General features: G+C 73.1%; 24 protein-coding genes and 1 pseudogene. 10 read left to right on the plus strand and 15 right to left on the minus strand.

Annotated elements, in window-relative coordinates:
- Nucleotides 1–236: 236 nt before the first annotated feature.
- The 6 genes and pseudogenes from ACIA8L_RS10120 to ACIA8L_RS10145 form a co-directional block, all read right to left on the minus strand.
- Nucleotides 237–665 (minus strand): annotated as a pseudogene (locus tag ACIA8L_RS10120) (ABC transporter ATP-binding protein); the annotation flags it as partial.
- On the minus strand, nt 662–889 hold the full coding sequence (locus ACIA8L_RS10125) for a hypothetical protein (protein ID WP_395902574.1): 228 nt from the start codon (nt 887–889) through the stop codon (nt 662–664). The pseudogene ACIA8L_RS10120 and the gene ACIA8L_RS10125, both read right to left, overlap by 4 nt.
- Nucleotides 886–1,608, minus strand: coding sequence for an ABC transporter permease (locus ACIA8L_RS10130; protein ID WP_395902576.1), 723 nt, complete (start codon nt 1,606–1,608; stop codon nt 886–888). The genes ACIA8L_RS10125 and ACIA8L_RS10130 overlap by 4 nt, the downstream gene beginning before the upstream one ends.
- A gap of 225 nt (nt 1,609–1,833) precedes the next feature.
- Nucleotides 1,834–2,979, minus strand: a complete 1,146-nt coding sequence (locus ACIA8L_RS10135) for an ROK family transcriptional regulator (protein ID WP_395902578.1) — start codon at nt 2,977–2,979, stop codon at nt 1,834–1,836.
- Between the two features lie 539 nt (nt 2,980–3,518).
- Nucleotides 3,519–4,682, minus strand: a complete 1,164-nt coding sequence (locus ACIA8L_RS10140; RefSeq protein WP_395902580.1) for an LCP family protein — start codon at nt 4,680–4,682, stop codon at nt 3,519–3,521.
- 163 nt (nt 4,683–4,845) lie between these two features.
- Nucleotides 4,846–5,055 (minus strand): winged helix-turn-helix domain-containing protein, encoded by a 210-nt coding sequence (locus tag ACIA8L_RS10145; RefSeq protein WP_395902581.1) that lies wholly within the window; start codon nt 5,053–5,055, stop codon nt 4,846–4,848.
- A 275-nt stretch (nt 5,056–5,330) separates the two neighbouring features.
- Here ACIA8L_RS10145 and ACIA8L_RS10150 point away from each other — a divergent pair, with 275 nt between their 5' ends.
- Entirely contained in the window at nt 5,331–5,486 is a 156-nt protein-coding gene (locus tag ACIA8L_RS10150) for a hypothetical protein (protein ID WP_395902583.1), read from the plus strand.
- Between the two features lie 52 nt (nt 5,487–5,538).
- On the plus strand, nt 5,539–6,213 hold the full coding sequence (locus tag ACIA8L_RS10155) for an FhaA domain-containing protein (protein WP_395902585.1): 675 nt from the start codon (nt 5,539–5,541) through the stop codon (nt 6,211–6,213).
- Nucleotides 6,214–6,356: 143 nt separating this feature from the next.
- Here the strand turns inward: ACIA8L_RS10155 and ACIA8L_RS10160 are convergent, their stop codons facing one another.
- Nucleotides 6,357–7,646, minus strand: coding sequence for a M20/M25/M40 family metallo-hydrolase (locus ACIA8L_RS10160; protein WP_395902587.1), 1,290 nt, complete (start codon nt 7,644–7,646; stop codon nt 6,357–6,359).
- A 129-nt stretch (nt 7,647–7,775) separates the two neighbouring features.
- Here ACIA8L_RS10160 and ACIA8L_RS10165 point away from each other — a divergent pair, with 129 nt between their 5' ends.
- Entirely contained in the window at nt 7,776–8,819 is a 1,044-nt protein-coding gene (locus tag ACIA8L_RS10165) for a hypothetical protein (protein WP_395902589.1), read from the plus strand.
- Nucleotides 8,820–9,095: 276 nt separating this feature from the next.
- On the opposite strand, the gene ACIA8L_RS10170 is transcribed toward ACIA8L_RS10165, so the two are convergent.
- Complete coding sequence (locus ACIA8L_RS10170; RefSeq protein WP_395902591.1) at nt 9,096–9,881, minus strand: EcsC family protein; 786 nt, start codon at nt 9,879–9,881, stop codon at nt 9,096–9,098.
- 94 nt (nt 9,882–9,975) lie between these two features.
- Between ACIA8L_RS10170 and ACIA8L_RS10175 the strand changes: the two genes are divergently transcribed.
- Nucleotides 9,976–10,779, plus strand: coding sequence for an SAM-dependent methyltransferase (locus ACIA8L_RS10175; RefSeq protein WP_395902593.1), 804 nt, complete (start codon nt 9,976–9,978; stop codon nt 10,777–10,779).
- 129 nt (nt 10,780–10,908) lie between these two features.
- On the opposite strand, the gene ACIA8L_RS10180 is transcribed toward ACIA8L_RS10175, so the two are convergent.
- On the minus strand, nt 10,909–12,468 hold the full coding sequence (locus ACIA8L_RS10180) for a PQQ-binding-like beta-propeller repeat protein (RefSeq protein ID WP_395902595.1): 1,560 nt from the start codon (nt 12,466–12,468) through the stop codon (nt 10,909–10,911).
- Between the two features lie 45 nt (nt 12,469–12,513).
- On the opposite strand from ACIA8L_RS10180, the gene ACIA8L_RS10185 reads away from it, so the two are divergent.
- Entirely contained in the window at nt 12,514–13,269 is a 756-nt protein-coding gene (locus tag ACIA8L_RS10185; protein WP_395902597.1) for an NAD(P)H-binding protein, read from the plus strand.
- A gap of 75 nt (nt 13,270–13,344) precedes the next feature.
- Here the strand turns inward: ACIA8L_RS10185 and ACIA8L_RS10190 are convergent, their stop codons facing one another.
- Complete coding sequence (locus ACIA8L_RS10190) at nt 13,345–13,869, minus strand: GNAT family N-acetyltransferase (RefSeq protein ID WP_395902598.1); 525 nt, start codon at nt 13,867–13,869, stop codon at nt 13,345–13,347.
- Nucleotides 13,870–13,953: 84 nt separating this feature from the next.
- On the opposite strand from ACIA8L_RS10190, the gene ACIA8L_RS10195 reads away from it, so the two are divergent.
- Together ACIA8L_RS10195 and ACIA8L_RS10200 are read left to right on the plus strand one after the other, a co-directional pair.
- The gene (locus ACIA8L_RS10195; protein ID WP_395902600.1) at nt 13,954–15,006 is read left to right on the plus strand and encodes a serine hydrolase domain-containing protein; all 1,053 of its coding nucleotides are present in this window, start codon (nt 13,954–13,956) and stop codon (nt 15,004–15,006) included.
- Nucleotides 15,007–15,138: 132 nt separating this feature from the next.
- Nucleotides 15,139–15,996, plus strand: coding sequence for a flagellin (locus ACIA8L_RS10200; protein WP_395902602.1), 858 nt, complete (start codon nt 15,139–15,141; stop codon nt 15,994–15,996).
- Between the two features lie 61 nt (nt 15,997–16,057).
- Here the strand turns inward: ACIA8L_RS10200 and ACIA8L_RS10205 are convergent, their stop codons facing one another.
- Complete coding sequence (locus tag ACIA8L_RS10205) at nt 16,058–16,918, minus strand: DNA-3-methyladenine glycosylase family protein (protein WP_395902604.1); 861 nt, start codon at nt 16,916–16,918, stop codon at nt 16,058–16,060.
- A 65-nt stretch (nt 16,919–16,983) separates the two neighbouring features.
- Between ACIA8L_RS10205 and ACIA8L_RS10210 the strand changes: the two genes are divergently transcribed.
- Together ACIA8L_RS10210 and ACIA8L_RS10215 are read left to right on the plus strand one after the other, a co-directional pair.
- Nucleotides 16,984–17,973 carry a helix-turn-helix transcriptional regulator gene (locus tag ACIA8L_RS10210; protein ID WP_395902606.1) on the plus strand — a complete coding sequence of 330 codons (990 nt, stop codon included), beginning with the start codon at nt 16,984–16,986 and terminating at the stop codon, nt 17,971–17,973.
- Nucleotides 17,974–18,042: 69 nt separating this feature from the next.
- Nucleotides 18,043–18,228 (plus strand): hypothetical protein, encoded by a 186-nt coding sequence (locus tag ACIA8L_RS10215; protein WP_395902608.1) that lies wholly within the window; start codon nt 18,043–18,045, stop codon nt 18,226–18,228.
- Nucleotides 18,229–18,343: 115 nt separating this feature from the next.
- On the opposite strand, the gene ACIA8L_RS10220 is transcribed toward ACIA8L_RS10215, so the two are convergent.
- The 3 genes from ACIA8L_RS10220 to ACIA8L_RS10230 all read right to left on the minus strand — a co-directional run bounded on the left by ACIA8L_RS10220 (nt 18,344) and on the right by ACIA8L_RS10230 (nt 20,413).
- Complete coding sequence (locus ACIA8L_RS10220) at nt 18,344–19,330, minus strand: Gfo/Idh/MocA family protein (RefSeq protein WP_395902610.1); 987 nt, start codon at nt 19,328–19,330, stop codon at nt 18,344–18,346.
- 106 nt (nt 19,331–19,436) lie between these two features.
- Nucleotides 19,437–19,802 (minus strand): VOC family protein, encoded by a 366-nt coding sequence (locus ACIA8L_RS10225; protein WP_395902611.1) that lies wholly within the window; start codon nt 19,800–19,802, stop codon nt 19,437–19,439.
- A 35-nt stretch (nt 19,803–19,837) separates the two neighbouring features.
- Nucleotides 19,838–20,413, minus strand: coding sequence for an adenylate kinase (locus ACIA8L_RS10230; protein WP_395902613.1), 576 nt, complete (start codon nt 20,411–20,413; stop codon nt 19,838–19,840).
- Nucleotides 20,414–20,518: 105 nt separating this feature from the next.
- On the opposite strand from ACIA8L_RS10230, the gene ACIA8L_RS10235 reads away from it, so the two are divergent.
- The gene (locus ACIA8L_RS10235) at nt 20,519–23,293 is read left to right on the plus strand and encodes an AAA family ATPase (RefSeq protein ID WP_395902615.1); all 2,775 of its coding nucleotides are present in this window, start codon (nt 20,519–20,521) and stop codon (nt 23,291–23,293) included.
- On the opposite strand, the gene ACIA8L_RS10240 is transcribed toward ACIA8L_RS10235, so the two are convergent.
- Nucleotides 23,290–23,730 carry a MarR family winged helix-turn-helix transcriptional regulator gene (locus tag ACIA8L_RS10240; RefSeq protein WP_395902617.1) on the minus strand — a complete coding sequence of 147 codons (441 nt, stop codon included), beginning with the start codon at nt 23,728–23,730 and terminating at the stop codon, nt 23,290–23,292. The genes ACIA8L_RS10235 and ACIA8L_RS10240 overlap by 4 nt on opposite strands.
- Nucleotides 23,731–23,741: the final 11 nt, after the last annotated feature.

Here is a 23,741-nt window from a genome sequence, read left to right on the forward strand (position 1 = left end):
ACATCGACGATCTGCACGATGCGGCCGGGGTCGGCGGCCATGACGACGACGCGGTTGGCGAGGAACACGGCCTCGTCGACGTCGTGGGTGATGAACATGACGGTCCGTTGCTCCTGGCTCCACGTCTGCAGCAGCTGCTCCTGCAGGCGGACCCGGGTCAGCGAGTCCAGGGCGCCGAACGGCTCGTCCATGAGCAGGATTTGTGGATCTACGGCGTAAGCACGGGCGATCGCGCAGCGCTGTTTCATGCCGCCGGACAACGTTTTCGGCAGGGCGTCGGCGAACGCGCTCAGCCCGACGAGGTCGATGAAGTGCTCGGCCCGGGCCCGCCGCTGCGCCCGGGGTACGCCGGCGGTGCGCAGCCCGAACTCGACGTTCTTGCGCACGCTCAGCCACGGGAACAATGCGAACTGTTGGAAGATGACGCCGCGGTCCGGGCCGGGGCCGGTGACCGGCGCCCCACCGACGAGCGCCGCGCCGCTGGTCGCGTGCTCGAGGCCGGCGACGATATTGAGCAGCGTGCTCTTGCCGCAGCCGGACGGGCCGACGATGGCGACGAACTCGCTGGCGGCAACTTCCAGGGAAACGTTGCCGAGGGCGGTGAACTCGCGGTCCTTGAGCGGGAAAACCTTGCCGACGCCGCGGATCGAGATTTCCTTGCTCATCGGTGCTCCCGCCCGCTCGTGACCGGGCGGATGTCCTTGCCCATCGGGCGCTCCTGCCAACTCGTCGCCCGGCGCATGTCCTTGCTCACCGGGCGCTCCCGCCCGCTCGTGACCGGGCGCATGTCCTTGCCCATCGGGCGCTCCCGCCCACTCGTCGCCCGGCGGATGTCCTTGCTCACCGGGCGCTCCCGCCCGATCGCGGCCCGGCGGATGTCCTCGCTCATCGGCGCTCCTGCCAGCTCGTGGCCCGGCGTTCGACCAGCAGCAGGACCCGGTCCATGAGCAGGCCGAGGACGCCGATGCAGATGAGCGCGGCGAAGATGGTGGGCCGGTCGACGTAGATCTGGGCGTTCTGCATGCGGTACCCGAGGCCCTCCTGCGCCGCGACCAGCTCGGCGGCGACCAGGGTCCCCCACGCGGCGCCGAGGCCGACGCGCATGCCGACGAGGATGTACGGCATCGACGCCGGCACGACCACCCGGGCGAAGATGGTCCGGGTCGGGGCGCCGAGGACGCGGGCGGCGTTGATGAGCGTCTTGTCGACGTCGACGACACCCTGGAACGTCGCGATGACGCAGGACAGGAACGCGGCGACGTAGATGACGAAGATCTTCGGTTCCTCGCCGATGCCGAGCAGGACCACGACGAGCGGGATGAGCGCGAGGGGCGGGACGGTCCGGAAGAACTGCACCCACGGTTCGAAGACGGCGCGGGCGAGGGCGTACCAGCCCATCAGGAAACCGACCGGAATCGCGACGGCAACACCGAGCGCGAAGCCGATCAGCACCCGCTGGAGGCTGGCCAGGATGTCGGCCCCGAGGGTGCCGTCGGCGAACAGCTCACCCATCCGCTTCGCGACCTCGACCGGCGTCGGCACGTTCTCGGCGGTGGCCGACCAGAGCCACCACAGGCCCAGGCCGGCCGCGGCCGACGCCACGTTCACGGCTGTGAGCAGGGCACGGCGATATCGTGGCGCATTGACTGCGCTCATCGAACTCCTATGCGGGTCGTCATGGTTGCCGTCCGGCAACGGCGGTGTGGTCGGCGGACTGGGTCGGGGTTGCTGTCCGGCAACGGCGGTGTGGTCGGCGGACTGGGTCGCGGTTGCTGTCCGGCAACGGCGTGTGGTCAGCGACGGGTCGGGTAGCCGTCCAGTAACGGCATGTGGTCAGCGGACGGGGTCGGGGTAGCCGTCCAGCAGCGGGGACTGGCGGAACAGGGCGGCGATGGCGCCGCGGGCACCGTCGTCGTCGCCGAGGCGGGCGGCCCGGATCGCCGGCCGGGCCCCGCCGACGGGACACAGCTCGCCGGCGAGGATCTCCTCGACGCGGCGGACGAGCGCGGGCGCGCACTGTGGCAGCCGTCCGCCGATGACGATCTGTGCCGGGTCGAGCACGAGCGCGGCGGCGGCCACGACCCGGCCCACGGCGGCGGCGGCCCGTTCGACGACAGCCTCGGCGACCGGATCGCCGCGGGTCAACGCGGCCTCGAGGTCCTCGATCGTGTCGATGTTCAAGCCTGCATTGGTACAGCCTGAGAGCACAGCCGGCACCGAAGCGACCGTCTCCAGGCAGCCCGACTTGCCGCACCGGCACGCATCGCCGCCGGGCTGGGCGGTCACATGCCCGAACTCGCCGGCGACACCACCCGCCCCGGCGACGAGCCGGCCGCCGACGACCAGGCCGCCGCCGATGCCGTCGGAGAGGCGGATGTAGAGCACGTCGTGCACGTCGGGGCCGTCGGTCATGGCTTCGGCCAGGGCGGCGAAGCGGGTGTTGTTGTCGACGACGACCGGGGCCGCGAACCGCTCCGCGAACGGCATCGCGAGCTCCGGAACCGCCGGTCGGGGCCCGTGTACACCGACACCGACACCCTGCAAGGCGCGGAAGCTCACGCCGGTGCGGGTGGCGGTGCGGTCGATGAGCGCGAACGCGGCGTCGAGGCGCTCGTCCCAGGCTGACTCGGCCGGGTAGGTGGCGTGGCCGGCGGCGATGATGTCGTGCGCGGCGTCGGCGACGGCGATGCGGACCCGGGTGTGGCCGAGGTCGACGCCGAGGAACTGCCCGGAGCTCGGGTCGAGGGTGAGCAGCTCGGCCGGGCGGCCGGAGCCGGCCCGGCGGGCGGCGTCGGTGTCGACCACGACGACCGCGCCCCTGGACAGCAGGTCACCGGTGATCTCCGACAGGGTCGTCCGGGACAGGCCGACCTTACTGGCGATCTGGCCCCGGCTCAGGGCGCCGTGCTCACGCAGCACGCGCAGGACGCGGGCCTCGTGCGTGCGCCTGACCAGCGCATGGACTCCCTGAACGGACACACCGACACGGTAGGCGGCCACGAATTTTTCCGTCAACACTCCGGCAGAATTATTCCCCACTGATGAGATAGGTATTACAGGAATTGGTTACGGAGCGCAAACACACGGCAGCCCCGCTCGTGCCGAGCGGGGCTGCTGTTGCCGTCCGCGTTTGCCGTTTTCCTCGGCGCCTGCCGTTAGGTTGCCGCTTGCCGTTGCCGTTGCCTCACGTTGCCGCGTGGGGTTGCCGTTTTCCCGCCGTTTGCCGCTCGCCGTTGCCTCGTGTTGCCGCCAGTTGCCGCTGCTCGCCGATCGCTTCGCGTTGCCGCCGGTTGCCGCTGCCCGCCACTCGCCTCGGCCGGCCTGCGCGAGCTGGGCGGTGGTGGTTCGCGTTGCCGCCCCGCCGCTCGCCGCCGCCTCGCGTTGCCGCCGATTGCCGTTCGCCGCTGCCGCGCGTTGCCGTTGCCGTTGCCCCGCCGATTACCGCTTGCTTGCCGTTGCCGTTGCCGTTGTATTGCCGCAGCGGCTGGCTAGGCCTGGGGCCACTGGGCCCTCTGGCGTTACTTCGTCGACGAGGAGGCGGCCGGGGTGGCCGCGTCGTTGGCGAGCAGCTCCGGATGGGCGGTCACGAACGGGCCGACGGCGTCGGTGCTGTAGGCCTTGAGGAGATCCTTGGCCGTCTGATCGAGAACCTCGAACGACTGCCCATTGATGATCTCGGTCGAGTACTGGCCGTTGTTCGTCCGCAGCGTGATCATCTGCTCCGGGTTGACGCCCTTCAGCGTGAAGATCCAGTCGGCCAGGGAGACGTTGTTGTTGTAGAACGACACCGCCTTGCCGACCTGGCCCAGGACCTCGTTGACCTTGATCGGGTTGGAGATGACACCGGCGCTCGTCGCCTTCTTGGCCATCGCCTTGATGAACTGCTGCTGGTGGCGCTGGCGGCCGTAGTCGCCGTCGTTGTTGGCCAGTTTGTCGCGCTGCCGCACGTAGTCGAGGGCCTCCCAGGCGGCGAAGTGGCGGCAGCCGACCTCGTAGACCATCGGGCGCATGTTGGGCTTGAGGCTGGTCGGGATGCCGTCGGTGTTGAAGTTGTAGGGCACGCCTTCGACGTTGGTCTTCGTGTTCCAGCCGGTGTGGATCGACGTGACCTTCTCGTCGACGCACATGTCGACGCCGTCGAGGGCGTTGACCAGGCCGCTGAACCCGTCGAAGTTGACGATCGCGGCGCCGTTGAACTTCAGCGCGCTGCCGGCCAGGCCGCTGACCGTCTCGGCGAGCAGCTTCAGGCCGTTGTCGCGGCCGCCGCCGTTCTGGTAGCCGAACTGGAACGCGGCGTTGATCTTGTCGGTGCCGCCGTTGTAGCCGGTGCCCTTGCTCGCCGGAATGCCGACCCTCGTGTCACGCGGGATCGACATCAGATACAGCGCGTCATGGGAGGCGGGCACGTGCGCGACGATGATCGAGTCGGCCCGGGCGCCCATCTCCTCCTTGTTGACGCGCTCGTCGATCCCGACGAGGAGCAGGTTGATCGGCCCGTCGATGGTCGCACCGGTCGCCGCCGCGTCACCGAGGCCGCCCTCATGGGTGATCTGGTCGCTGTAGTGGTTCAGCAACAGATTGCCACCGACGAGGGTGCCTCCGCTGATGAGCAGCAGTAACGCCCCGCCCACGAGGGACAGTCGCGCCCACAACGGGTCTTTCTTCCCACGCTTCTTCGCCATACCACTCCCCGGCACCATCTGTTCCCCGGCGGGCCACAATATCCCCCCGAAGTGTGCGTCCGTGTTTCGTCCCTGAAGACGGATTCGGGACAGCGGATGGTTGCAGTTCGGGCGGACCGGTCCGTTTCTCGCGGATTTCCGTCACCGCCCGCCCCGGTTGCCGTCACTGCCCGCCGTCGAGCAGCACCCGGCCCAGGTCCGTGACCAGGTAGTACACGGATCGCCCCGGCCGGTTGCGGTCGATCAGCCGGGTGTCGAAGAGCAGGCCGAGCCGCTGGCCGACCGCACCAACCGACAAACCGGTCCGATGGGCCAGATCGGACGTGGTACCCGGAGCTTGAAGCAGTTCCAGCAGCCGCACCGCGCCGGCCACAGCACCCCGGCCAGGGCATTCGCGTGCGCGTCACTCCGGGCCGCCGCCCGAGGCCCTCCCACAGCGTCCCGATGGCCCGCGCCGGGTACACCGCGCCGGGCGCCGAATCGTTCGAGCACGAAATCAGCGGCGCCTTGTCGGTGCACACCGACGGCATGAGCGGACAGCCACGCCCATCAACGGAGCGTGACTGCGTCCACCGGCCGGTGCTCGGGATGATTACGTGGGGGCGGCGCGGATAGTCGTACGGGCCGCGGAACATGTTCGGTCCGACCGTGTCGACGCTCCGGGCTATGCACGGCACCGGCGCGGGCTGGGCGGTGATCACGGCGGTGATCACGCTCGGGGCTCTGCTGGCGCGCCCGGCCATGATGTGGGTCACGCCCGGGCGGAGCGTCAAGGTCACGACTGCGGCGCTACCACCGGCGTGATACACAGTTTCTGCCGGAACGTGCGTGGAGGAATGCGTTTGAGGGGGACGAGTTGGGCGCGCTGCAGCGGTTCGAGAAGCGGCTGGAAGGCATGGTCGAGGGCACCTTCGCCAAGGTGTTCAAGGGCGTCGTGCACCCGGTCGAGATCCTCAACGCCATGCAAGGCGAGGCCCAGGCCAACCAGTCCCAGATGACGGGCGGCCGGATCCTGGTGCCGAACCGCTACCTGATCGCGCTCGCCCCCGCCGACCACTCCCGCCTGGCCCCGTTCGCCGCCGCCCTGGCGCAGGAGCTCGCCCAGTCGCAGGCCGAGTACGTCGGCGAGCAGGGCTGGGCCGTCTACGGCGACATCGTGGTCGAGATCACTCGGGGCGACGATCTGGCGACCGGCCTGTTCCGGGTCTCGGCTCAGGTGTACACGGGCGGCGAGGTGGCACCGGGTGAAGGCACCGGCGTGCGCCTGGTGACCGAGGACGGCCAGAACTACCGCCTCACGGAGGGCGCCACCATCATCGGCCGCGGCGAGCAGGCCTCCCTACGCGTGGCCGACGTGGGCGCCTCCCGCCAGCACGCCCGCGTCGACTACGACGGCCACCGGGCCATGTTCACCGACCTGGGTTCAGCCAACGGCTCAGTGGTCAACGGCCGCCGCGTCGAGGCGACCGTCCTGCTCCACCCGGGCGACGAGATCGTCATCGGTACCACCCGCCTCTCCTTCCGCGTCTGACGCTCGACGGCTCCTCGGTCGGCGCAACCGACCGGGCACCGCCGTCGCCCGTGCGACACCACGAGACGAGCAGCGGTGATGTATGCCCGCGCGTCGCGCTGGACCGGCCGGGGCTGATGAGCGGGGGCTCACGGGGCGGGCGGTCAGCAGGTGCGCAGGAGGCGGGTCAGGACGCGTTCGCCGAACTCGAGGGCGTCAAGGGGGACGCGTTCGTCGATGCCGTGGAACAGGGACGTGAAGTCCAGTTCCGCCGGCAGGCGCAGCGGGGCGAAGCCGAAGTGGCGGATGCCCAGGCGCTGGAAGGACTTGGCGTCGGTGCCGGCCGAGAGCATGTAGGGCAGGAGGCGGGCGCCCGGGTCCTCCGCCTCGATCGCGGCCGCCATCGCGTCGACCAGGTGGCCGTCGAACGTGGTCGTCACCGGGGGCAGCTGGTCCCAGGCGAGCTCGACGTCGGGTCCGAGTATCTGGGCCAGTTCGCGTTCGAAGGCACGTTCGCGGCCCGGGAGCATCCGGCCGTCCACCGTGGCCTCCGCGGTCGACGGGACGACGTTGCCCTTGCTGCCGGCCCTCAGGATCGTGGTGTTGGCGGTGTCGCGGAGGGTCGCGCCGATCAGCCGGGACAGGGAGCCCAGACGGGCCACCGCCGCCTCCGGGTCGTCCCGGTCGAAGGGGACGCCGGTCAGGTCGGCCACGCCGGCCAGGAAGTCCTCCACGGCCGGGTGCAGCACTAGCGGGAACTCGTGCGCCTCCAGGCGAGCCAACGCCTTCGTCAGCTTCGCGACCGGATTGTCGGTGTGGATCATCGAGCCGTGCCCGGGCGTGCCGCGAACCTTGAGCCGCAGCCACATCGAACCCTTCTCGGCCGTCTCCACCAGATAGGCGCGTACGTCGTCGCGCACCGTGTAGGAGAACCCGCCGACCTCGCTGACCGCCTCCGTCACCCCGTCGAAGAGGTCCCGGTGGTGCTCGACCAGCCAGCCGGCCCCGTGGCCGCCGCCCGCCTCCTCATCGGCCAGGAACGCGAACACGATGTCGCGCGGCGGCACGATGCCGTCCTGGGCGAACCGCCGGGCGACGGCCACGGACATGGCGACCATGTGCTTCATGTCGATGGCGCCGCGGCCCCAGAGGTACCCACCGCGAATCTCTCCGGCGAATGGTGGCACCGACCATTCGGACCCGTCCGCCGGCACGACGTCCAGGTGGCCGTGCACGAGCAGCGCGCCGCGGGTGGGGTCGGCCCCCGGCAGGCGCACGACGACATTGCCGCGTCTGGGTGCCGACTCGACGTACACCGGCTGCAGACCGGCGTCGGCCAGCCGCTCGGCGACGAACTCGGCCGCGGCCCGCTCGTCGCCGGTCGCACCGTCGTCGCTGGCGTTCGTGGTGTCGTACCGGATCAATTGCTGGGCCAGGTCGACGACTTCGCTCATCGAATTACCGTAACGAAATATCGGCAATCCACTGACTCACAGCGACTTGGCAGCTCCGCAGGATTGCGGCCACAGCTGCGGCGTGCACGGTCGTCGTGGACACGCCCGATCTGCTGAGGAGTACGCGCGATGAGCTCTGCTCACGATGACCCGCAGGCGCCCCCCGGCCCGCACCGGCCGGCGACGCCCGAGGCCACTGCGCCGCCACCGGCCCAGGCAAGCGCGGCCCCCGAAACCGCCGCCGCGGCCCGACCGCAACTGGCCGGCGAGCATGGCGGACAGCACCTGACCGGCGAGGATGCCGGACCGCGACCGGCCAGTGAGGATGCCCGGCCGCAACCGGCCGGCGAGAGTGCCGGCCCGCAGCCGGCCGGCGAGAGTGCCGGACCGCAGCCGGTGTCCGGGCCGCCCGGGTCGGAGGTACCGCCGGTGTGGGCGGCCGAGGCACCGTACGTCCCGGCCGGCAGTAGCGCGCCCACGGCCGTTGCCGCGCCCCCGCAGCGGTCGTCCCGGCTCAAGCTCGGCATCGTCGCCGCCGTCTCAGCCGTCATCGTCATCGGCGGCGGGGTGGCGGTCGCGCAGGCGGCCAGCGACAGCAACTCGAGCCAGTCCAGCGGACCGGGCGGCGGGCCGGGCTCCCCGGGCGGGCGCGGCGGTGGACAAGCCGGACAGGGTGGCCAGGGCGGCCCGGGCGCGCAGAACGGCCAGAACCAGAACGGTCAGAACGCCCAGGGCGGCCAAGGGTTCCCGGGCGGCGGGCCGGGCGGCCCGGGCGGGTTCGGTCCGGGGTTCGGTGGCCGCGGCGGAGCCAACGCTCTGGTCGGAGCGCTGCACGGCGACTTCGTGGTCAAGGGCGGCGACGGGCAGTACGTGACCGAGCGCCTCCAGTCGGGCACCGTCACCGCGGTCAGCGCGACGTCGATCACCGCCAAGAGCGAGGACGGTCACGCCACCACGTTCGTCGTCAGCGACGCCACCAAGGTCGACAACGGGGTCGCCAAGATCGCCGACGTGAAGGCGGGCGACACGGTGACGATCGTCGGTACCGTCGCCGGCGACACCGCCACGGCCACCGAGATCACCGACACCGCGCTCATGCGACAGGGCAACAACGGCAACGGCGGTAACGGTCAGCAGCGTCAGGCGAGCCCGCGCCCGACCCGCACCGCCTGATCGGCGGGGCCGGGTGGCGGGCGGCGCAGCGGCCGGTGGACCGCGAACCCCGGACCCCCTCCACCGTCACCCGGCCACCGCGCGGCATCGCTGTCCAGAGCCACGCTCGAGCGGCGCATGCCCCGGACGCCTAAGACCCGTGCAAAACGCCTAAATACCCTGTCAGGCGATAAGTCCGATGTGTCGAGCGCAGCGCGGCGCGAAGCGCCCGACATATCGCACGTTGCCCGCCGCGGAAGGCAGGCGCGAGCCAGGAGTAACGGTGCCGGTGCGCGACTACGGTGCCGGCGGGAGTTGGTGCGGCGCCAGTGGGAGGGCTTGGGGCGGGGGCGGCGGGAGTTGGCGTGGGGGGTGGAAGGCCAGCGGCTGGTGGTGCAGCGGCATCGGCGGGCGGCGGTACATGGTGATGGCTCGGCCGCCCAGAGCCCTCGTCGCGTTGCCGTTCGTCACGCTGCCCAGGATGATGGCCAGGCCGGGGATGACCTTGGCGGCCATCTTCTTGACCGCCCGCACGCCCGCCATCTGGGCGAGTTTCAGGCCCAGCCGCATCAGGACCTTGCGAACCTCGGGGCGTTCGTGCGGAAGCAGGGCGCTGACGTTCTCCCGGCCCCGCGCGACGGCCAGAGCGGTGCGGGCGGTCTGCGTGTACTTGTGGATGCCCTGCAACACCAGAAGGTCCACGGCCCGGTCCGGGTGGGCGGGGTCGACGCCGAAGTTCGCGGCCAGCATCAGGACCATTCTCGCCTGCGTCCAGGCCAGCACGCCGACGTCGAGGAGCGCGCCCGCCACCGGGACGGCGCCGCCGACCGCGCCGGAGAGGCGGGACTGGTTCACGTAGCGGTAGACGATCATGTCGGCCAGGGCGTCGGGGTGGGCGCCGGGGTTCTGGCCCTTCAGCTTGCCCAGCTCCGCGGCCATCTTCGGGCCGAGTCTCGTGACCGCCTCCAGCGCCAGGTGCTCCGGGGCGTACTCCGGGTCCGCCTTCATCTTCTCCCACAGGCCCGCGGGCGGGCCCTCCACGTGGGGAGCGTCGGTGGCGGCGGGCGAAACTGGTTCGGTCACCCGTCCACGGTAATCAGCGCAGGCCAGTCCCCGGAGTCCGCAAGCCGATCGCCACAAGACCGTCATATTTACATCGGCGGGTACAGTCGATCACGTGAGCCTGCCCGAGTGGGCGCCGGACGGCGTCGATGTGACCGTTCCCAATGCGGCCCGGGTGTACGACTACGGGCTGGGTGGCTACCACAACTTCGCCGTCGACCGGGAGTTCGCCGACCAGCTGATCTCGGCCTGGCCCGGCATCCTGCAGGTCGCGCACACCAACCGGGCGTTCCTGGGCCGGGTGGTGCGGTGGCTGGCCGGGCAGGGCATCCGGCAGTTCCTCGACATCGGCTCCGGCATCCCGACGCGCGGGAACGTGCACGAGGTCGTGCAGGCGATCGACCCGGCGGCGACGGTCGTCTACGTCGACGTCGACGATGTCGCGGTCTCGCACGGGCAGGCGATCCTGGCCGAGAACGGCAACGCCACCGCGATCGGCGGTGACCTGCGCCGGCCGGAGGGCATCCTGGCCGACCCGCGGGTCCGGGCGCTCATCGACTTCGACCAGCCCGTCGCGATCCTGCTCGTCGCCGTCCTGCACTTCCTCAGCGACGAGGACGACCCGCCGGCGCTGGTCCGCACCCTGGCCGCGGCCTGCGCGCCCGGGAGCTACGTCGCCCTGTCGCACTTCACGGCCGTGGACGACCTCGGCTCGGAGCACGAGCAGGTGACGAAGCTGTACGACCGCACCCCGACCTCGGTCCGCACCCGCAACCCCGACCAGGTCGCCGCGATCCTCGCCGGCCTCGAACTGGTCGAGCCCGGGATCGTGCCCATCACCAGCTGGCACCCGGACCCGGCCGAACCACCGGAGCACGAGCAGCGCTCAGTCCTCGGCGCAGTAGCCAAAAGGCCCTAAGAAACGAGCAACGGCCAAACGGCCCTAAGCGACAAAAGCGAAAAAACCGATAACAGCCAAAGCGCAAGGCAAGGCAAGGCAAGGCAGCAACGGCTGAAGCGCAAGGCAAAAGCAGCAACAGCCGAAGCGCTAGCCGATCGCCACCACGCCGGGCCCCGCCGACCGGGAACCGGTCAACAACAGACCGCCCGCGAACTTCGGCGCGTCACCGAGGTCCGCGACCGCCCCGGACCCGCTCACCGTGTCGACCGGAAGCGGCTCGCCGTCGCGCAGGGAGAAACGCGCCGCCGCCCGGCCCTCCCGGGGCCGGTCCGGCTTCGGGTTGTGCAGGACCGTCACCGCACCCGCGTAGACGAACACCGACCGCAGCGGCGCGAAGTCGCCGAACTGCTCCGGGTCGAACGCCGTCTCCCGGGTCCACAGCGTCGTGCCGTCCCGCAGCGACCGCGCGGTGAGCGTGAACGGCCGTGTCTTGGAGCCGGCGACGATCGCCGCATCGCCGAGCCCGGCGAACTCGTCCCGCCGCAGCCGGTCGTCCCGCCACCGTTCGGCGCCGGTGCCGAGGTCGAGGACGGTGAAGCCGAGGGTGTGGAACAGGACCACGGCGTCGTCGGCGCCCTGGTCGCGCAGGAGGCCGTCGCCGGCCGCCATCGGGTGGGTCCAGCGGATCGTCCCGCCGCCGTCGATGCGCTGGATGGCGTCGCCGGTGTATCCGAGCAGCGACTCGCCGTACCGGATGCTCCGCTCGCAGGCGGCCTTCGTCGCCACGCTCCAGACCTTGTCTCCGGTGGTGAGGTCGAGGGCCTCCAGGTGGGCTTCGCCGCCGTCGCTCGGCGCCGGGCAGATCTGGCGCACGAGCAGCCCGGGCAGCGTGATCGCACCCAGCTGCCCGGGGACGTCGGCGAGGTCGAGCCGGACCCGGCCGGTCCGCGCGTCCAGCACGGCCGTGTGCCGCTCGGTCGCGGCCGTGCTGCGGCTGGAGCCGCGCTCCCATCGCACGACCAGTTCCTCCCCGGAGGCGACCACCTCAGGACTGTTCCGGGGGTACCGGAAGTCGGCCCGCCACCGCCGCTCGCCCGACGCCGGATCAAGGCCGGTGAGCACGTTGCCCCGCACGAAGACGGGCACCGCGGCCCCGGCGACCACCCCGTCGAGTTCCTGGTCCGCGGCGCTCCACCGCAGCCCGAGGTGCTCCCCCGCCGTCCACGACGCGATCGGCGCCGACGGCACGACCGCGATGTCGGCGCCCCGCTGCACCGGCACGATCACGGCGACGGCCGCGACCGGCAGCGCGAACGCGAGGACCACTCCCCCGGCCGCCCACCACCGCCCCGCCGGCTCCAGTGCCGCCGCGGCCGGCAGCCCGAGCACCACGAGCCCCGCGGTCATCAGCACCGACCCGGTGACCATCGCCGGCCAGAACGGCCCCGCACCGGGATCGTCGGCCGCGAACCAGCTGACCACCGCCGCCACCGCCGACGCGACGGCCGCGAACCGCACCAGCCGCACGATCCGCCCGCTCGCCGGGTCCTGCGCCGCCAGGTACACCGCGACGAGCACCGCCGCCGCCTCGCCCACCGGCCACAGTGGACCGGATGGCGACCGCGAACCGATGTCCGTCGTCAGCCAGATCGTCGCGACCAGCAGGAACGCTCCCCCGACCGCGACAGCTCTCCCCAGTACCGCCACGGGGCCCAGCATAAAAGCCGTTGACAAGCATGTGAATCTTGGCGGGTGCCAACGGATCAGCTGATCGCGGTCACCGGCGCCTCGGGCGCCCTGGGCCGCCTGGTCGTCAACCGTCTCCTGAACCTCGTCCCGGCCGAGCGGATCATCGCGGTCGTCCGGGACCCGGCCAAGGTCGCCGACCTGGCCGCGCGCGGCGTGACCGTCCGCACCGGCGACTACGACCGCCCGCAGAGCCTCGACCTCCAGGGCGTCGACCGGCTGCTGCTGATCTCGTCGCCGGAGCTGGACGCGGACAAGCGCACCGGCCAGCACCGCAACGTGATCGAGGCGGCCGCGGACGTCCGGCTGCTGGTGTACACGAGCTTCCTGACGCCGGACGGCGCCCACCAGGCGACCGAGGCGGCGATCCGGGCCGGCGGCCGGGCGTACACATTCCTGCGCAACCCGTTCTACACCGACGCGTTCGTCCAGACCGGCGACCACCTGGCCAGTGGTACCGGCGGCGGCGCACTCAACACCGCGACCCGGGCAAACCTCGCCGAAGCGGCCGCGGCCGTCCTGACCGGCGAAGCGCACCACCACAACCGCGCCTACGACCTGACCGGTCCACTGTGGACGTTCCCGGGCGTGGCCGAGGCGATCGGCGTCCCCTACCGCGAGGAGGCGCCGGCCGGGGCGATGGGGTTCCTGCACGGCCTGGCGAAGGCGGGCCGGCTCGAGCGGCAGACGGACGATCTCGAAACGCTGCTCGGGCGACCGCCGACAACCGCGGTGGAGGCGTTCAGGGCCGCCCGGCGATGAACTCCGGCGGGCCCATCCGCTCCGCGAAGCGACGACCTCGACGACCGCGCCCGGCGCTCACGTCGCGCCCGGCGCTCAGACCGCGACCGGCTTCACCAGGATCTCGAACGCGAGGTCGGGGCGCAGCGGCACGCCGAAGCGCTCGTCGCCGTAGGGGAACGGGCTCAGCTCGCCGGTGCGCTTGTAGCCGCGCCGCTCGTACCAGGCGATCAGCTCGGCCCGCTGCACGATGACCGTCATCCGCACCTCGCCCGCGCCCCACTCGTCGCGGGCGAACCGCTCGGCCTCCGCGAGCAGCCCCGCGCCGACGCCGCCGCCCTGCCGGCCCGGGTCGACGGCGAACATGCCGAAGTACGCGTACCCGTCGCGCCGCTCCAGGTGACAACACGCGGCGACCGTCTCGTCACCGTCGAGCGCGAGCAGCACGACGCTGTCCGGGCCGGTCACGGCGGCCGTCACCATCGCCGGGTCGGTCCGCTGCCCCTCGAGGAGGTCGGCCTCCGTGGTCCAGCCGGCCCGGCTGCGGTCACCGCGGTACGCCGACTGCACCAGCTCGACGAGCACCGGCACGTCCGCGGCATCCGCCACACGAAAGGTCATTCCGCTGATGGTAGTGCTAGCCATACCCCGATCCGGGAAGGTGGCGGTATCGAAAGTGGCGGCGCGGGAGCGGACCCTTATGGCATGTGGGGACGAGGGCTGGTCGCGGAGCGGGACGTCATGCCGGACACGCTGCGGCGGACGCTGCGGGAGGCCCTCGACGACCTGTGCCGGCTCGGCGCCACCGGGGCGCAGGGGCAGGTGTACGCCCACGGCCGCGACATCACCGCGAGTGCCGGCGCGGGCATGCCCGCCGCGGGCCGGTTCCGGATCGGTTGCGCGACGGGTGCGTTCACCGCTGCGGTGGTACTGCAACTGACGAGCGAAGGCCGCCTGCACCTCGACGACGAGGTCGACACCCTGGTGCCGGGGCTGCTCCCGGACCCGCGGATCACCGTGCGGCACCTGCTGCAGCACACCAGTGGCCTCGCCGACTACGTCGGGGACCTCGCCGCCGGCTCCCGCCTCGCCCGCCACGAGCCGCGTGAGCTCGTCGCCCTGGGCCTGGCGCACGGGCCGCGGTCCGAGCCGGGGGCGCACTGGTCCTACGCCAACACCAACGCCGTCGCCGCCGGGCTGGTCGTGGCCGCGGTCACCGGCCGGTCGTGGGCCGAGCAGGTCCGCAACCGCATCGCCCGGCCGCTCGGGCTGCGCGACACCTACTTCCCGTACGACCACCCGGCGCTGCCCCGCTCCTCGGCCCGCGCCTACCAGCAGCTGCAGCTCGGCGGGCCGCTGTTCGACGTCACCGAGCTCAACCCGACCGCACTGGACGCGGCCGGGGGCCTGGTGAGCACGACCGCGGACCTGACCCGCTTCTGGCGCGCCCTGCGCCGCGGTGAGCTGCTCGACCCCGCGGGCCTGGCCGAGTTCGACCGGACCGTGCCCGCCGAGACCTACCAGGACGTGCGGGCCGGCATCGGGTACGGGCTGGGTGCCTTCCGGGTGCCGAACGCCTCGGGCGGCTTCTGGTCGCACCCCGGAGATGTCCCGGGGACGGCGACCTGCAACGGGGTGAGCGCCGACGGTTCGCGCTCGGTGGTGCTGTACCGGACCACGACCCCGGCCGACCGGGCGCTGCGCGGCTGCATGGACGAGCGGGCGCTGCGCCTCGTCGAAGAGGTACTCGCCGCCTGAAAGCAAGAACGCCTGTCATCCGATCGGACAGTTCCGCCGCCGGACCCTCATGCCGGGGCCGCGGCGGGCGATGGCACAGGCAACGGCGACCAAGGACGGGCGCCGGCCCTGACCCGATCCAAGGAGGACATCATGGGTCTTCGCATCAACAACAACATCGCCGCGCAGAACGCCTACCGGAACCTGTCGGTCACCGACGGGCAGATGAGCAAGTCGCTCGAGAAGCTCTCGTCCGGCTTCCGCATCAACCGGGCCGCCGACGACGCGGCCGGCCTGTCCATCTCCGAGGGTCTGCGCTCGCAGATCGGCGGTCTGAAGGTCGCCGTGCGCAACGCGCAGGACGGCATCTCGGTCGTGCAGACCGCTGAAGGTGCGCTCACCGAGACGCACTCGATCCTGCAGCGCATGCGTGACCTGTCGGTGCAGGCCTCGTCGACGGGTTCGCAGGACTCCGACGCGCGCTCGGCCGCGCAGACCGAGTTCTCGCAGCTCAACTCCGAGCTCGACCGGATCGCCTCGACGACCGCGTTCGGCGGCCAGAAGCTGCTGCAGAGCGGCGCCTCGGCGTACACGGGCACGTTCCAGGTCGGCGCCAACGGCTCGTCGTCCGACCAGATCGCGGTCAACCTCGCCTCGGCGTTCGGCTCCGGCTCGGCGCTGTCCGGGTTCGACTCGACCGGCCTCGGCGTCGGCTCGCTGGACCTGACCAGCTCCGGCACGGCCGCGATCGACGCGATCGACAAGGCCATCAAGGGCGTCTCCACCGCGCGGGCCACGCTCGGTGCCTACCAGAACCGGTTCGAGCACACCATCAACAACCTCAACGTCGCGGTGGAGAACCTGTCCGCGTCCGAGTCCCGCATCCGGGACACGGACATGGCGCAGGAGATGGTGTCCTACACCCGCTCACAGATCCTGACCCAGGCCGGCACCAGCATGCTGGCCCAGGCCAACCAGGCACCACAGAACGTGCTGTCGCTGCTGCGCTGACTCGTGCGGGTGGTGGCGGGGAGCGGACAACGGCGTCCGCTCCCCGCCGGGCCTTTTTCGGCTATGCGCTCGCGCGCTGGGCGTTGCGTTCGCTGGCGTGGACGAGTACGGAGCACCACATCCGGTAGGGCCGCCACGGCTCGGCGATGTGGTGCATCCGCGCGTCGGTCGGTTCGTCGTCGAGGCGGTACAACCGGCGGATCCCGGACCTCGTGAACCCCTCGGCCGGGACGGCGTCGGCGCGGCCCGCCCCGCGCAGGACGATCCCGGTGGCGAAGAAGTCGCCGACGCCCCGCAGCCGCTGCACGTCGGCGATCGCGTCGGCGGCGTCCATCCCCCGCAGCCGGGCCCGGTCCAGGCGGCCGTCGATGGCGGCGTCGGCGATCCCGTGCAGCCGCACCATCTTCTCCGCGTCCAGGCCCGGCAGCTCGCGCAGTGCCCGCAGCACCGGCGGGGCCGGGAACGCGTGCAGGACCTGCCCGCCGACCTCGACCGCCGCGCCGTGCGCCTTCGCGATCCGGGCCCGCAGCGCCCGCTGCTGGGTGATCCGCACGCGGTGGCCGATGACGAACGCGCAGGCCGCCTCGTAGGGCGAGTGGAACAGCACCGGCCGCAGGTAGGCGTGCTCGCGCTGCACGGCCCCGATGACCGGGTCGCGCTCGCCGACCGCGGCCCAGCCGCTGCCGTCCTCGTCCAGCGACAGCGTGGCCAGGGCCTGCTCCCAGGCCTCGGGCGGGCCGGTCACCGCGCCGGTGACGGTGTCACCCTCCTGCCGGAGCAGGACCGCGGCCGAGGCGTCCCGGCCCTCGACCGGGAAGGCCATCGCGATCGTGCCCGGGTCGCCGCCGGCCGGGCGGACCCAGCCGCCGAAGAACTCGCTCTGCCGGGCCATGTCGTAAGGCCCCGTGATCGGTGTCCGCATGTCCACCAGCGTGCACCCGTGAACAAGACATCTCTTGTCATGTTTTCGGGGGTACCGTGTGCGACATGCGCGGCGACCGGCTCCTCTCCCTCGTCCTGCTGCTCCAGGCCCGGCCCGGGGCGGTGGCGCCCGAGCTCGCCGAGCGGCTCGGCGTGTCGGTGCGCACCGTCCTGCGCGACGTCGAGGCGCTCAGCGGCGCGGGCATCCCCGTCTACACCGAGCGCGGCCGCAACGGCGGCATCCGGCTCCTCGACACGTACCGGACGGGCCTGGCCCACCTGAGCCGGGCCGAGGGCGCCGGGCTCGCCGTCGGGCAGTCCCGGCTGGCCGGGGACCTGGGCCTGGGCGACGCCCTCGACACCGCCCTGGAGAAGCTGACCGGGGCCGGCGGCGGGGCCCTGCGCGGCGGCCTGGCCGACGGCCGCAGCCACGTCCTCGTCGACGTCGACCCGTGGATGCGCTCGGGTGAGGCGGTCCCGCACCTGCCGGCCATCCACGAGGCGCTGCTGCGGGGCCGGCAACTGCGGCTGGTGTACCGCGACAGTGAGGGCGGCCGCACGACCCGCACCGTCGACCCGGTGGGCCTGGTCGCGAAGGCCGGCATCTGGTACCTGGTCACCGCCGGGCCGGCCACCGCCGGGCCGGCCACCGCCGGGCCGGCCACCGCCGAGTCGGCCGTCGCCGGGCCGGCCCTGCTGCGCGTCGCCCGCATCGAGACCTGCACGCCACTGCCCGACCCGGCCCACCGCCCGCCCGGCTTCGACCTGGCCGCGGCGTGGACCACCCTGCGCTCCGGTGTCGAGTCCCGCCCCCGCGACCTGCGGGTCGTCGCCGAGGTCGACCCGGCCGCGGCCGCCCTGGCCCGCCGCGTCCTCGGCCGCCACGTGACCGGCGCCGCCCAGGGCACGCGCCTGGAGCTGGCGTTCACCGGCGTCGACCACGCCGTCGGCAGCCTCCTCGGCCTGGGCGCCCGGCTCGAGGTCCTCGAACCCGAGGCGGTCCGCGCCGCCCTGCGCACCGCCGCCCTGGAGGTGGCGGCGCTCTACCAGACCTGACCGGCGCGCAATCCTTACGGAACGAGAACGCCCGTTGTGCCGGGCCCGGCGACGGAGAAAGCTGAGCACATGCGCTGGATCCTCCTCATCGTCGGTGTCCTCGCCCTCCTCGCCGGCATCGTCTGGACCCTGCAGGGCCTCGATGTGCTCGGCGGCAGCGCGATGAGCGGCAACGGCATGTGGGCCGTCATCGGCCCGATCGTCGCCGTCGTCGGCCTGGTCCTGCTGCTGCGCGGGGCCCGCCGCCGCAGCTGAACCACGCCGGTCCCAAAAGGTGCGACCTGGCCCTGACCCACGGTCCAGCTGCGCGCGTTGTCGGCCTGACCCACGGTCTGGCCGCGCGGGACGTCGGCCTGACCCAGGGCCTGCTTCACAGGCCCTGGCCGCGCGGGTCGAGGCCGGCGGCCCGGTAGACGGCGTCGATCACCGCCATGTTGGCCACCGAGTCCTCCGGCGGGGTCAGGTTGGGGCCGCCGTCGCGGACCGCGGCCGCGAACGCGCGCAGCTGGTGCCGGTAGGTCAGCTCGCCCGGGACGCGCTCGTGGGTGGTGCGGCCGCCGCGGGTGACGGTCAGGCGGTGGTACAGGCTCGGGATCAGGTAGTTGAAGATCTTCAGGGAGCCTTCGGTGCCGGTGTAGCGGGCGCTGAGGCTCAGCACGTGGCGGGACCAGAGGCTGGCCGTCGTGCGGCCGGTCGCGCCGCCCGGGAACCGGTAGTCGGCGACCATGAGCCGGTCGATGCCCGGCTTCCGCAGCGTCGCCGTCGCCGCGGTCACCTCCGGCTCGGCCCGGGCCAGGGTGCGCAGGGCGTGGACGGTGTAGCTGCCGGCGTCCATCATGGCCCCGCCGGCGAGGCTCAGGTCGTAGCGGATGTCACCGAACCGGGGCAGCGGGAAGCACAGGGCGGTCTCGATGTGCTGCGGCGCGCCGAGCTCCGGGAGCAGCTCGAGGGTGCGGGCGAGCAATGGGTGGTACCGATAATGGAACGCCTCCATGACGACCAGTCCGGCCGTCGCCGCGGCCTCGGCCACCGCGCGGGCCTCTTCGGCGTTCGCCGTCAGCGGCTTCTCGCACAGCACGTGCTTGCCGGCGGCGAGGGCGGCCAGGGTCCACTCGGCGTGCAGACCGTTGGGCAGCGGGTTGTAGACGGCGTCGATCCGCGGGTCGGCGAGCAGGTCGCCATAGCCGGCGTGGACGGTGCCGATGCCGTGCTTCGCCGCGAATTTCTCCGCTTTGGTACTGCCCCGAGCCGCCACGGCCGCCACCGTCACGGCCGCCACGGAGCGCGCGGGCCGGACCAGGGCCGCGGGCGCGATCCGGGCCGCCCCGAGGATACCGATCCGCAGGGGTCCGCTCACGCCGCCGCCTCCGCGCACGCCGGCCACGACGCGTCCACCAGCACCGGCCGCAGCGCGTCCACGCCGTGCCTGCGGTGTGCGGCCCGGTCGTCGCGCTGCGGTTCGCTCACGATCGATGCTCCACGAGGCCGACGAGGTTGCCCTCGCTGTCCTCGACGAACGCCTGCCACTCCGCCGCGCCGGCCGGGCCGAGGGTGTCGTCGGCGTGGGTGAAGATGACGTGCGGCTCCGAGCGGATCACGGTCCCGGCCGCCCGCAGCCGCTCGACCGTGCCGTCGATGTCGTCCACGTTCAGGTACAGCATCGCCGCCGGGGCGTTGCCCTCCAGCAGGAGCCGGACCCCGGCCAGGTCGAAGAAGACCAGGCCCGGCGGGTCGAAGGTGGCGGACGGTTCGGCGCCGAGCAGGTCGGCATACCAGCGGGTGGCGCGCTGGAGGTCCGCGGCGTGCTGCGCTATCTGCACCAGCCTCATCGGCGGAGCATAGCGATTCGGCGGAGCCAGAGCGATCAGCCGGCCCGCGCCTCCAGGGCGGCCAGCACCTCGGCGCTGACGACCTCGACCGGGCGCATCGCGTCGACGGTCAGCAGGATGCCCCGGCGGGCGTAGTAGGCCAGGACCGGCTCGGTGACCTCCCGGTACAGCCGCAGCCGCTGCCGGATCACGGCCTCGTTGTCGTCGGCCCGGTGCTCGATCCCGGCCCGTTTCAGCAGCCGCCCGACGAGCTCCTCGTCGTCGGCCGACAGGTGCAGGGCCACGTCGGCGGTCATGCCGATGGCGTGGGCGACCCGGTAGGCGGCGAGGGCCTGCGCCACCGTGCGGGGCACCCCGTCGAGGACATAGCCCCCGCCGAGTGCGCGCGCTTCGAGGAGCCCCTCCCGCATCAGGTCCAGGACGATGTCGTCCGGGACGAGCTCGCCCCGTTCGACCAGCGGCCGGACCCGGCGGCCGAGCTCCGTGCCGTCGGCCACGTGGCGGCGCAGCAGCTCGCCGATGGTGACCCGGTGGAGGTGGAAGTGTTCCGCGATCACCGCACCCTGCGTGCCCTTGCCCGCACCGGGCGGCGCAACCATCAGCACCCGCACGGGCACAACGCTAACGCATGTCAACGTTCCGGCAAGCGGAGGCCACGGCCCGGGCCGCGATCCATCGCCATTCCGTAAGAAACGCCGGTTCTTTAGGGTTGGGGCGTGCATCTTTCCGGCCGCGCCACCGAACTGGCCCACCTCGAGCAGGCCTGGCGGTCGGCCGCGACCCGGTCCGGTGCGATCGTCGTCGGCGGCGACGCCGGGATCGGCAAGTCGGCGCTCGTGGCCGCGTTCACCGAGCGGGCCGGGGTCACGGTGCTGCGCGGCGAGTGCCGGGAATGCGGCGGCGACGCCCTGCCCTACGCGCCGTTCGCCGACGCGCTCGGCGACCCGGCCCTGGCCGACCCGGGCCGGCCGCGGACGGCGCTCTTCGCCGAGGTGCGCCAGCGCCTCGAGGCGGCCGCGCCCGTGGTGCTCGTGCTGGAGGACGTGCACTGGTCCGACCGGCCCAGCCGGGACCTGCTCGAGTTCCTCGGCCCCGCCCTGCGGCGCCCCGGTGTCCTGATCGTCGCCACGCGGCGCGGTGCCGCCGGGCTCGCGCCGGGGCCGCTCGACACCACCCTGGGACCGCTCGACTTCGCGCACGGGCCGCAGGACTTCGCTCCACGGCCGCAGGGCTCGACGCCGGGGCCGCAGGACTTCACGCTCGGGGCGATCGGGCCGCGGCCCGCCAGGTCGCGCGACAGTTCGACGGCCGTTGCCGGTCCGCGGGGGCGAGATCGAGCGGCTGCCCAGGACTTCGCGCTCGGGGCACAGGACTTCACGCTCGGGCCGCTCGACGAGGCGGCGGCCGGGGACCTGCTCACGCGGCGCCTCGGGCATCGTGCCGGCTCTGCGGTGATCGCGGGTGTCTGGCAGTACACCCGGGGCAATCCGCTCTTGCTGGAACTGGCCGCGGACCTTCCGGACCCGCAGTCCCCGCCCGACGACCTGCTGCTGGCGCCGTTCCGCTCGCTGCCCGCGCCGACCAGGGCCGCGGTGCGGGTCGCCGCCGTCCTCGGCCCGGAGGTCGACGGTGCCCTGCTCGGCCGGGTCGCCGGGAATGTCGGCGAGCGCCTGCGACCGGCCGTGGAGCGGGGGCTGCTGGTCGCGGGCGAGGGCGGGTACCGATTCCGGCACGCGCTGATCCGGGCCGCCGTCTACGCCGACCTCCGCCCGGCCGAACGCACCCGCCTGCACGAACTGGCCGCGGCCGCGATCACCGCCCGGCTCGGCTTCCGGCCCGGCACCGCCGCCCTCGTCGCCCTGGCCGAGCACTGGCACGCCGCCGGGGACACGGACCGGGCGTTCGACGCGGCCTGGCGGGCGGCCGGGGCGGTCGGCGCCGCGTCCGGGGGCCGGCTGCGGCTGCTCGAACGGGTCGCCGCGACCTGGAACCGCGTGTTCGACCCGGGCTTCCGCACCGGCACCGACCGCGTCGCCGTCCTCGCCGCCGCCGCGTCCGCCGCGCTGCACGCCGGTGCCCTCGACCGCGGCATCGCCCTCGCCGGGGAGGCCCTGGACGGCACCCGCGACCCGGCCCGGCAGGCGGTCCTGCTCGAGACGAGAAGCCGGCTGCGGTACCGCGGCGGCGACGACGGCCTCACCGACCTGCGCGATGCTCTGGCCCTGGCGCCGCGCAACAACCGCGTCCGCGCGACCCTGGCCGCCCGCCTCGAGTTCCTGACCCGCTCCCTCGAGGCCCGCGTGCTGGCCGAGGAGGCCGCCGCCGATCGCGACCCGGCCGTCCGCGCCGTCGCCCTCGTCACCCTCGCCTCCGCCGCCTGTGACCCGCAGCCCGGCGCCGACCCGGGCGACAGCGGCGCCGCCGTCGCCCGGCGCCGCGCCCGCGAGGCGGCCGATCTGGCCCGCGAGAGCGGCGACGACGACACGTACGTGCTGGCGCGGACCATGGAGGCGGCCGCCCTCGAGGCCGCCGGCGACTCCCGGGCCGCCGTCGCCGCCGCCGAGGCCGCTCTCGTCGCCGCCCGCCGGACCGGCCTCCCGCCGAGCCGCACCGCGCTACCGGCCGCCGCACAGGCCGGCTCGCTGTCCGCCCTGGGCGAGTGGGACCGGGCCCGGACGGTCATCGCCGACGCCCTCAGATGCAACCTGCCGCCGGTGTACCGGGCCGTGCTCCTCACCGGCCGCGCGTGGCTCGACGCCGTCACCGGTGACCGGTCCGCCGCCACCGCGGACGCGGACGAGGCGGCGGCGCTGCTCGGCTCGCAGTACACCGGCCGGCAGTTCTGGACCCCGCTGTGGGAGGTCCGGGCCCTGCTCGGCACGCCACCCCCGCTCGGCGACGGCCAGCTCCCGATGTTACCGGCCCTGGCGTGGTCCCTGCTGCTCAGCTCCCGCTCGGCCGACTCCGGCGCCGGCTCCTCCGGCTCCGGCTCGTCCGGCTCCGGTTCGTCCGGCCGCGGTCTGGCTCGGCGCCTGCCGGTCAACGGCCCGGTCCAGCGGGCCGCGAGCCTGACCGTGCACGGCCGGTGGGACGAGGCGATCGCCGCCTGGCGGGCCGTCGGCCACCCGTTCCGCCTGGCCCAGACCCTGCTGCTGGCCGCGCACGCCGCCCGCGACCGCTCGACCGCCGCCGTCCGCGCCCGCGAGGCCCTGACCCTGGCCACCCGCCTGGGCGCCGGCCCGCTGACCGCGGCCGCGGACGAACTGCTGCGCAGCGAACGCCTCGAGCCGGGCCCGGCCCGCCTCACCGGCCGCGAAACCGAGGTGCTGCGGCTCCTGGCCGACGGGCGGACCAACAAGCAGATCGCCGAGGCCCTCGCCATCTCCCCGAAGACGGCCGGCGTCCACGTCACCAACATCCTGGCCAAGCTCGGCTCCAACTCCCGCGGCGAGGCCACCGCCGTCGCCCACCGCCGCGGCCTGCTGGCCTAGCCGTCGCCGGTGATGAGACCGAGGACCCGGACGAACTCGGCGTACGCACCGGCGCCGAGCCGGCGGGCATGGCGGGCCTCGATGTCGGCGACGATCTCGTCGGAGATCCGCATGACGCGCCGGCCCTTCTCCGTCGGCATGACCAGTTTGGCCCGGCGGTCGGCCGGGTCGGGGGTGCGGTGGACGTAGCCGAGCTGCTCCAGTTCGTCGAGGATCGCGGCGATGGTCTGCTTGTTGCGCCCCGCGAGCCGGGCCAGGTCGGCCAGCCGGATGCCCTCCTCGTCGAGGTGGGCCAGGACCGCACCGTGCCGCGGCCCGAGATCGTCGAACCCCAGCTCGGCGGCGCGGGCGAACAGCTCCGCCTGCAGCCCGAACAGCAGCCGGGCGGCGAGGACCCCGAGGTCGGGCGCCTCGGCCTTGCGTGCGCTACGTCTCACGGTCCTCCCCC

This window comes from Dactylosporangium sp. NPDC051541, from assembly GCF_044454505.1.
Taxonomy (GTDB): Bacteria; Actinomycetota; Actinomycetes; order Mycobacteriales; family Micromonosporaceae; genus Dactylosporangium.

Bases quoted from the DNA above. Each gene is read 5' to 3' on its own strand.
- ACIA8L_RS10140 (WP_395902580.1), bottom strand. From the start codon at position 4,682: ATGGCGAAGAAGCGTGGGAAGAAAGACCCGTTGTGGGCGCGACTGTCC.
- ACIA8L_RS10210 (WP_395902606.1), top strand. From the start codon at position 16,984: ATGCGCGGCGACCGGCTCCTCTCCCTCGTCCTGCTGCTCCAGGCCCGG.
- ACIA8L_RS10160 (WP_395902587.1), bottom strand. From the start codon at position 7,646: ATGAGCGAAGTCGTCGACCTGGCCCAGCAATTGATCCGGTACGACACC.
- ACIA8L_RS10215 (WP_395902608.1), top strand. From the start codon at position 18,043: ATGCGCTGGATCCTCCTCATCGTCGGTGTCCTCGCCCTCCTCGCCGGC.
- ACIA8L_RS10200 (WP_395902602.1), top strand. From the start codon at position 15,139: ATGGGTCTTCGCATCAACAACAACATCGCCGCGCAGAACGCCTACCGG.
- ACIA8L_RS10195 (WP_395902600.1), top strand. From the start codon at position 13,954: ATGTGGGGACGAGGGCTGGTCGCGGAGCGGGACGTCATGCCGGACACG.
- ACIA8L_RS10165 (WP_395902589.1), top strand. From the start codon at position 7,776: ATGAGCTCTGCTCACGATGACCCGCAGGCGCCCCCCGGCCCGCACCGG.
- ACIA8L_RS10190 (WP_395902598.1), bottom strand. From the start codon at position 13,869: ATGACCTTTCGTGTGGCGGATGCCGCGGACGTGCCGGTGCTCGTCGAG.
- ACIA8L_RS10125 (WP_395902574.1), bottom strand. From the start codon at position 889: ATGAGCGAGGACATCCGCCGGGCCGCGATCGGGCGGGAGCGCCCGGTG.
- ACIA8L_RS10205 (WP_395902604.1), bottom strand. From the start codon at position 16,918: ATGCGGACACCGATCACGGGGCCTTACGACATGGCCCGGCAGAGCGAG.
- ACIA8L_RS10225 (WP_395902611.1), bottom strand. From the start codon at position 19,802: ATGAGGCTGGTGCAGATAGCGCAGCACGCCGCGGACCTCCAGCGCGCC.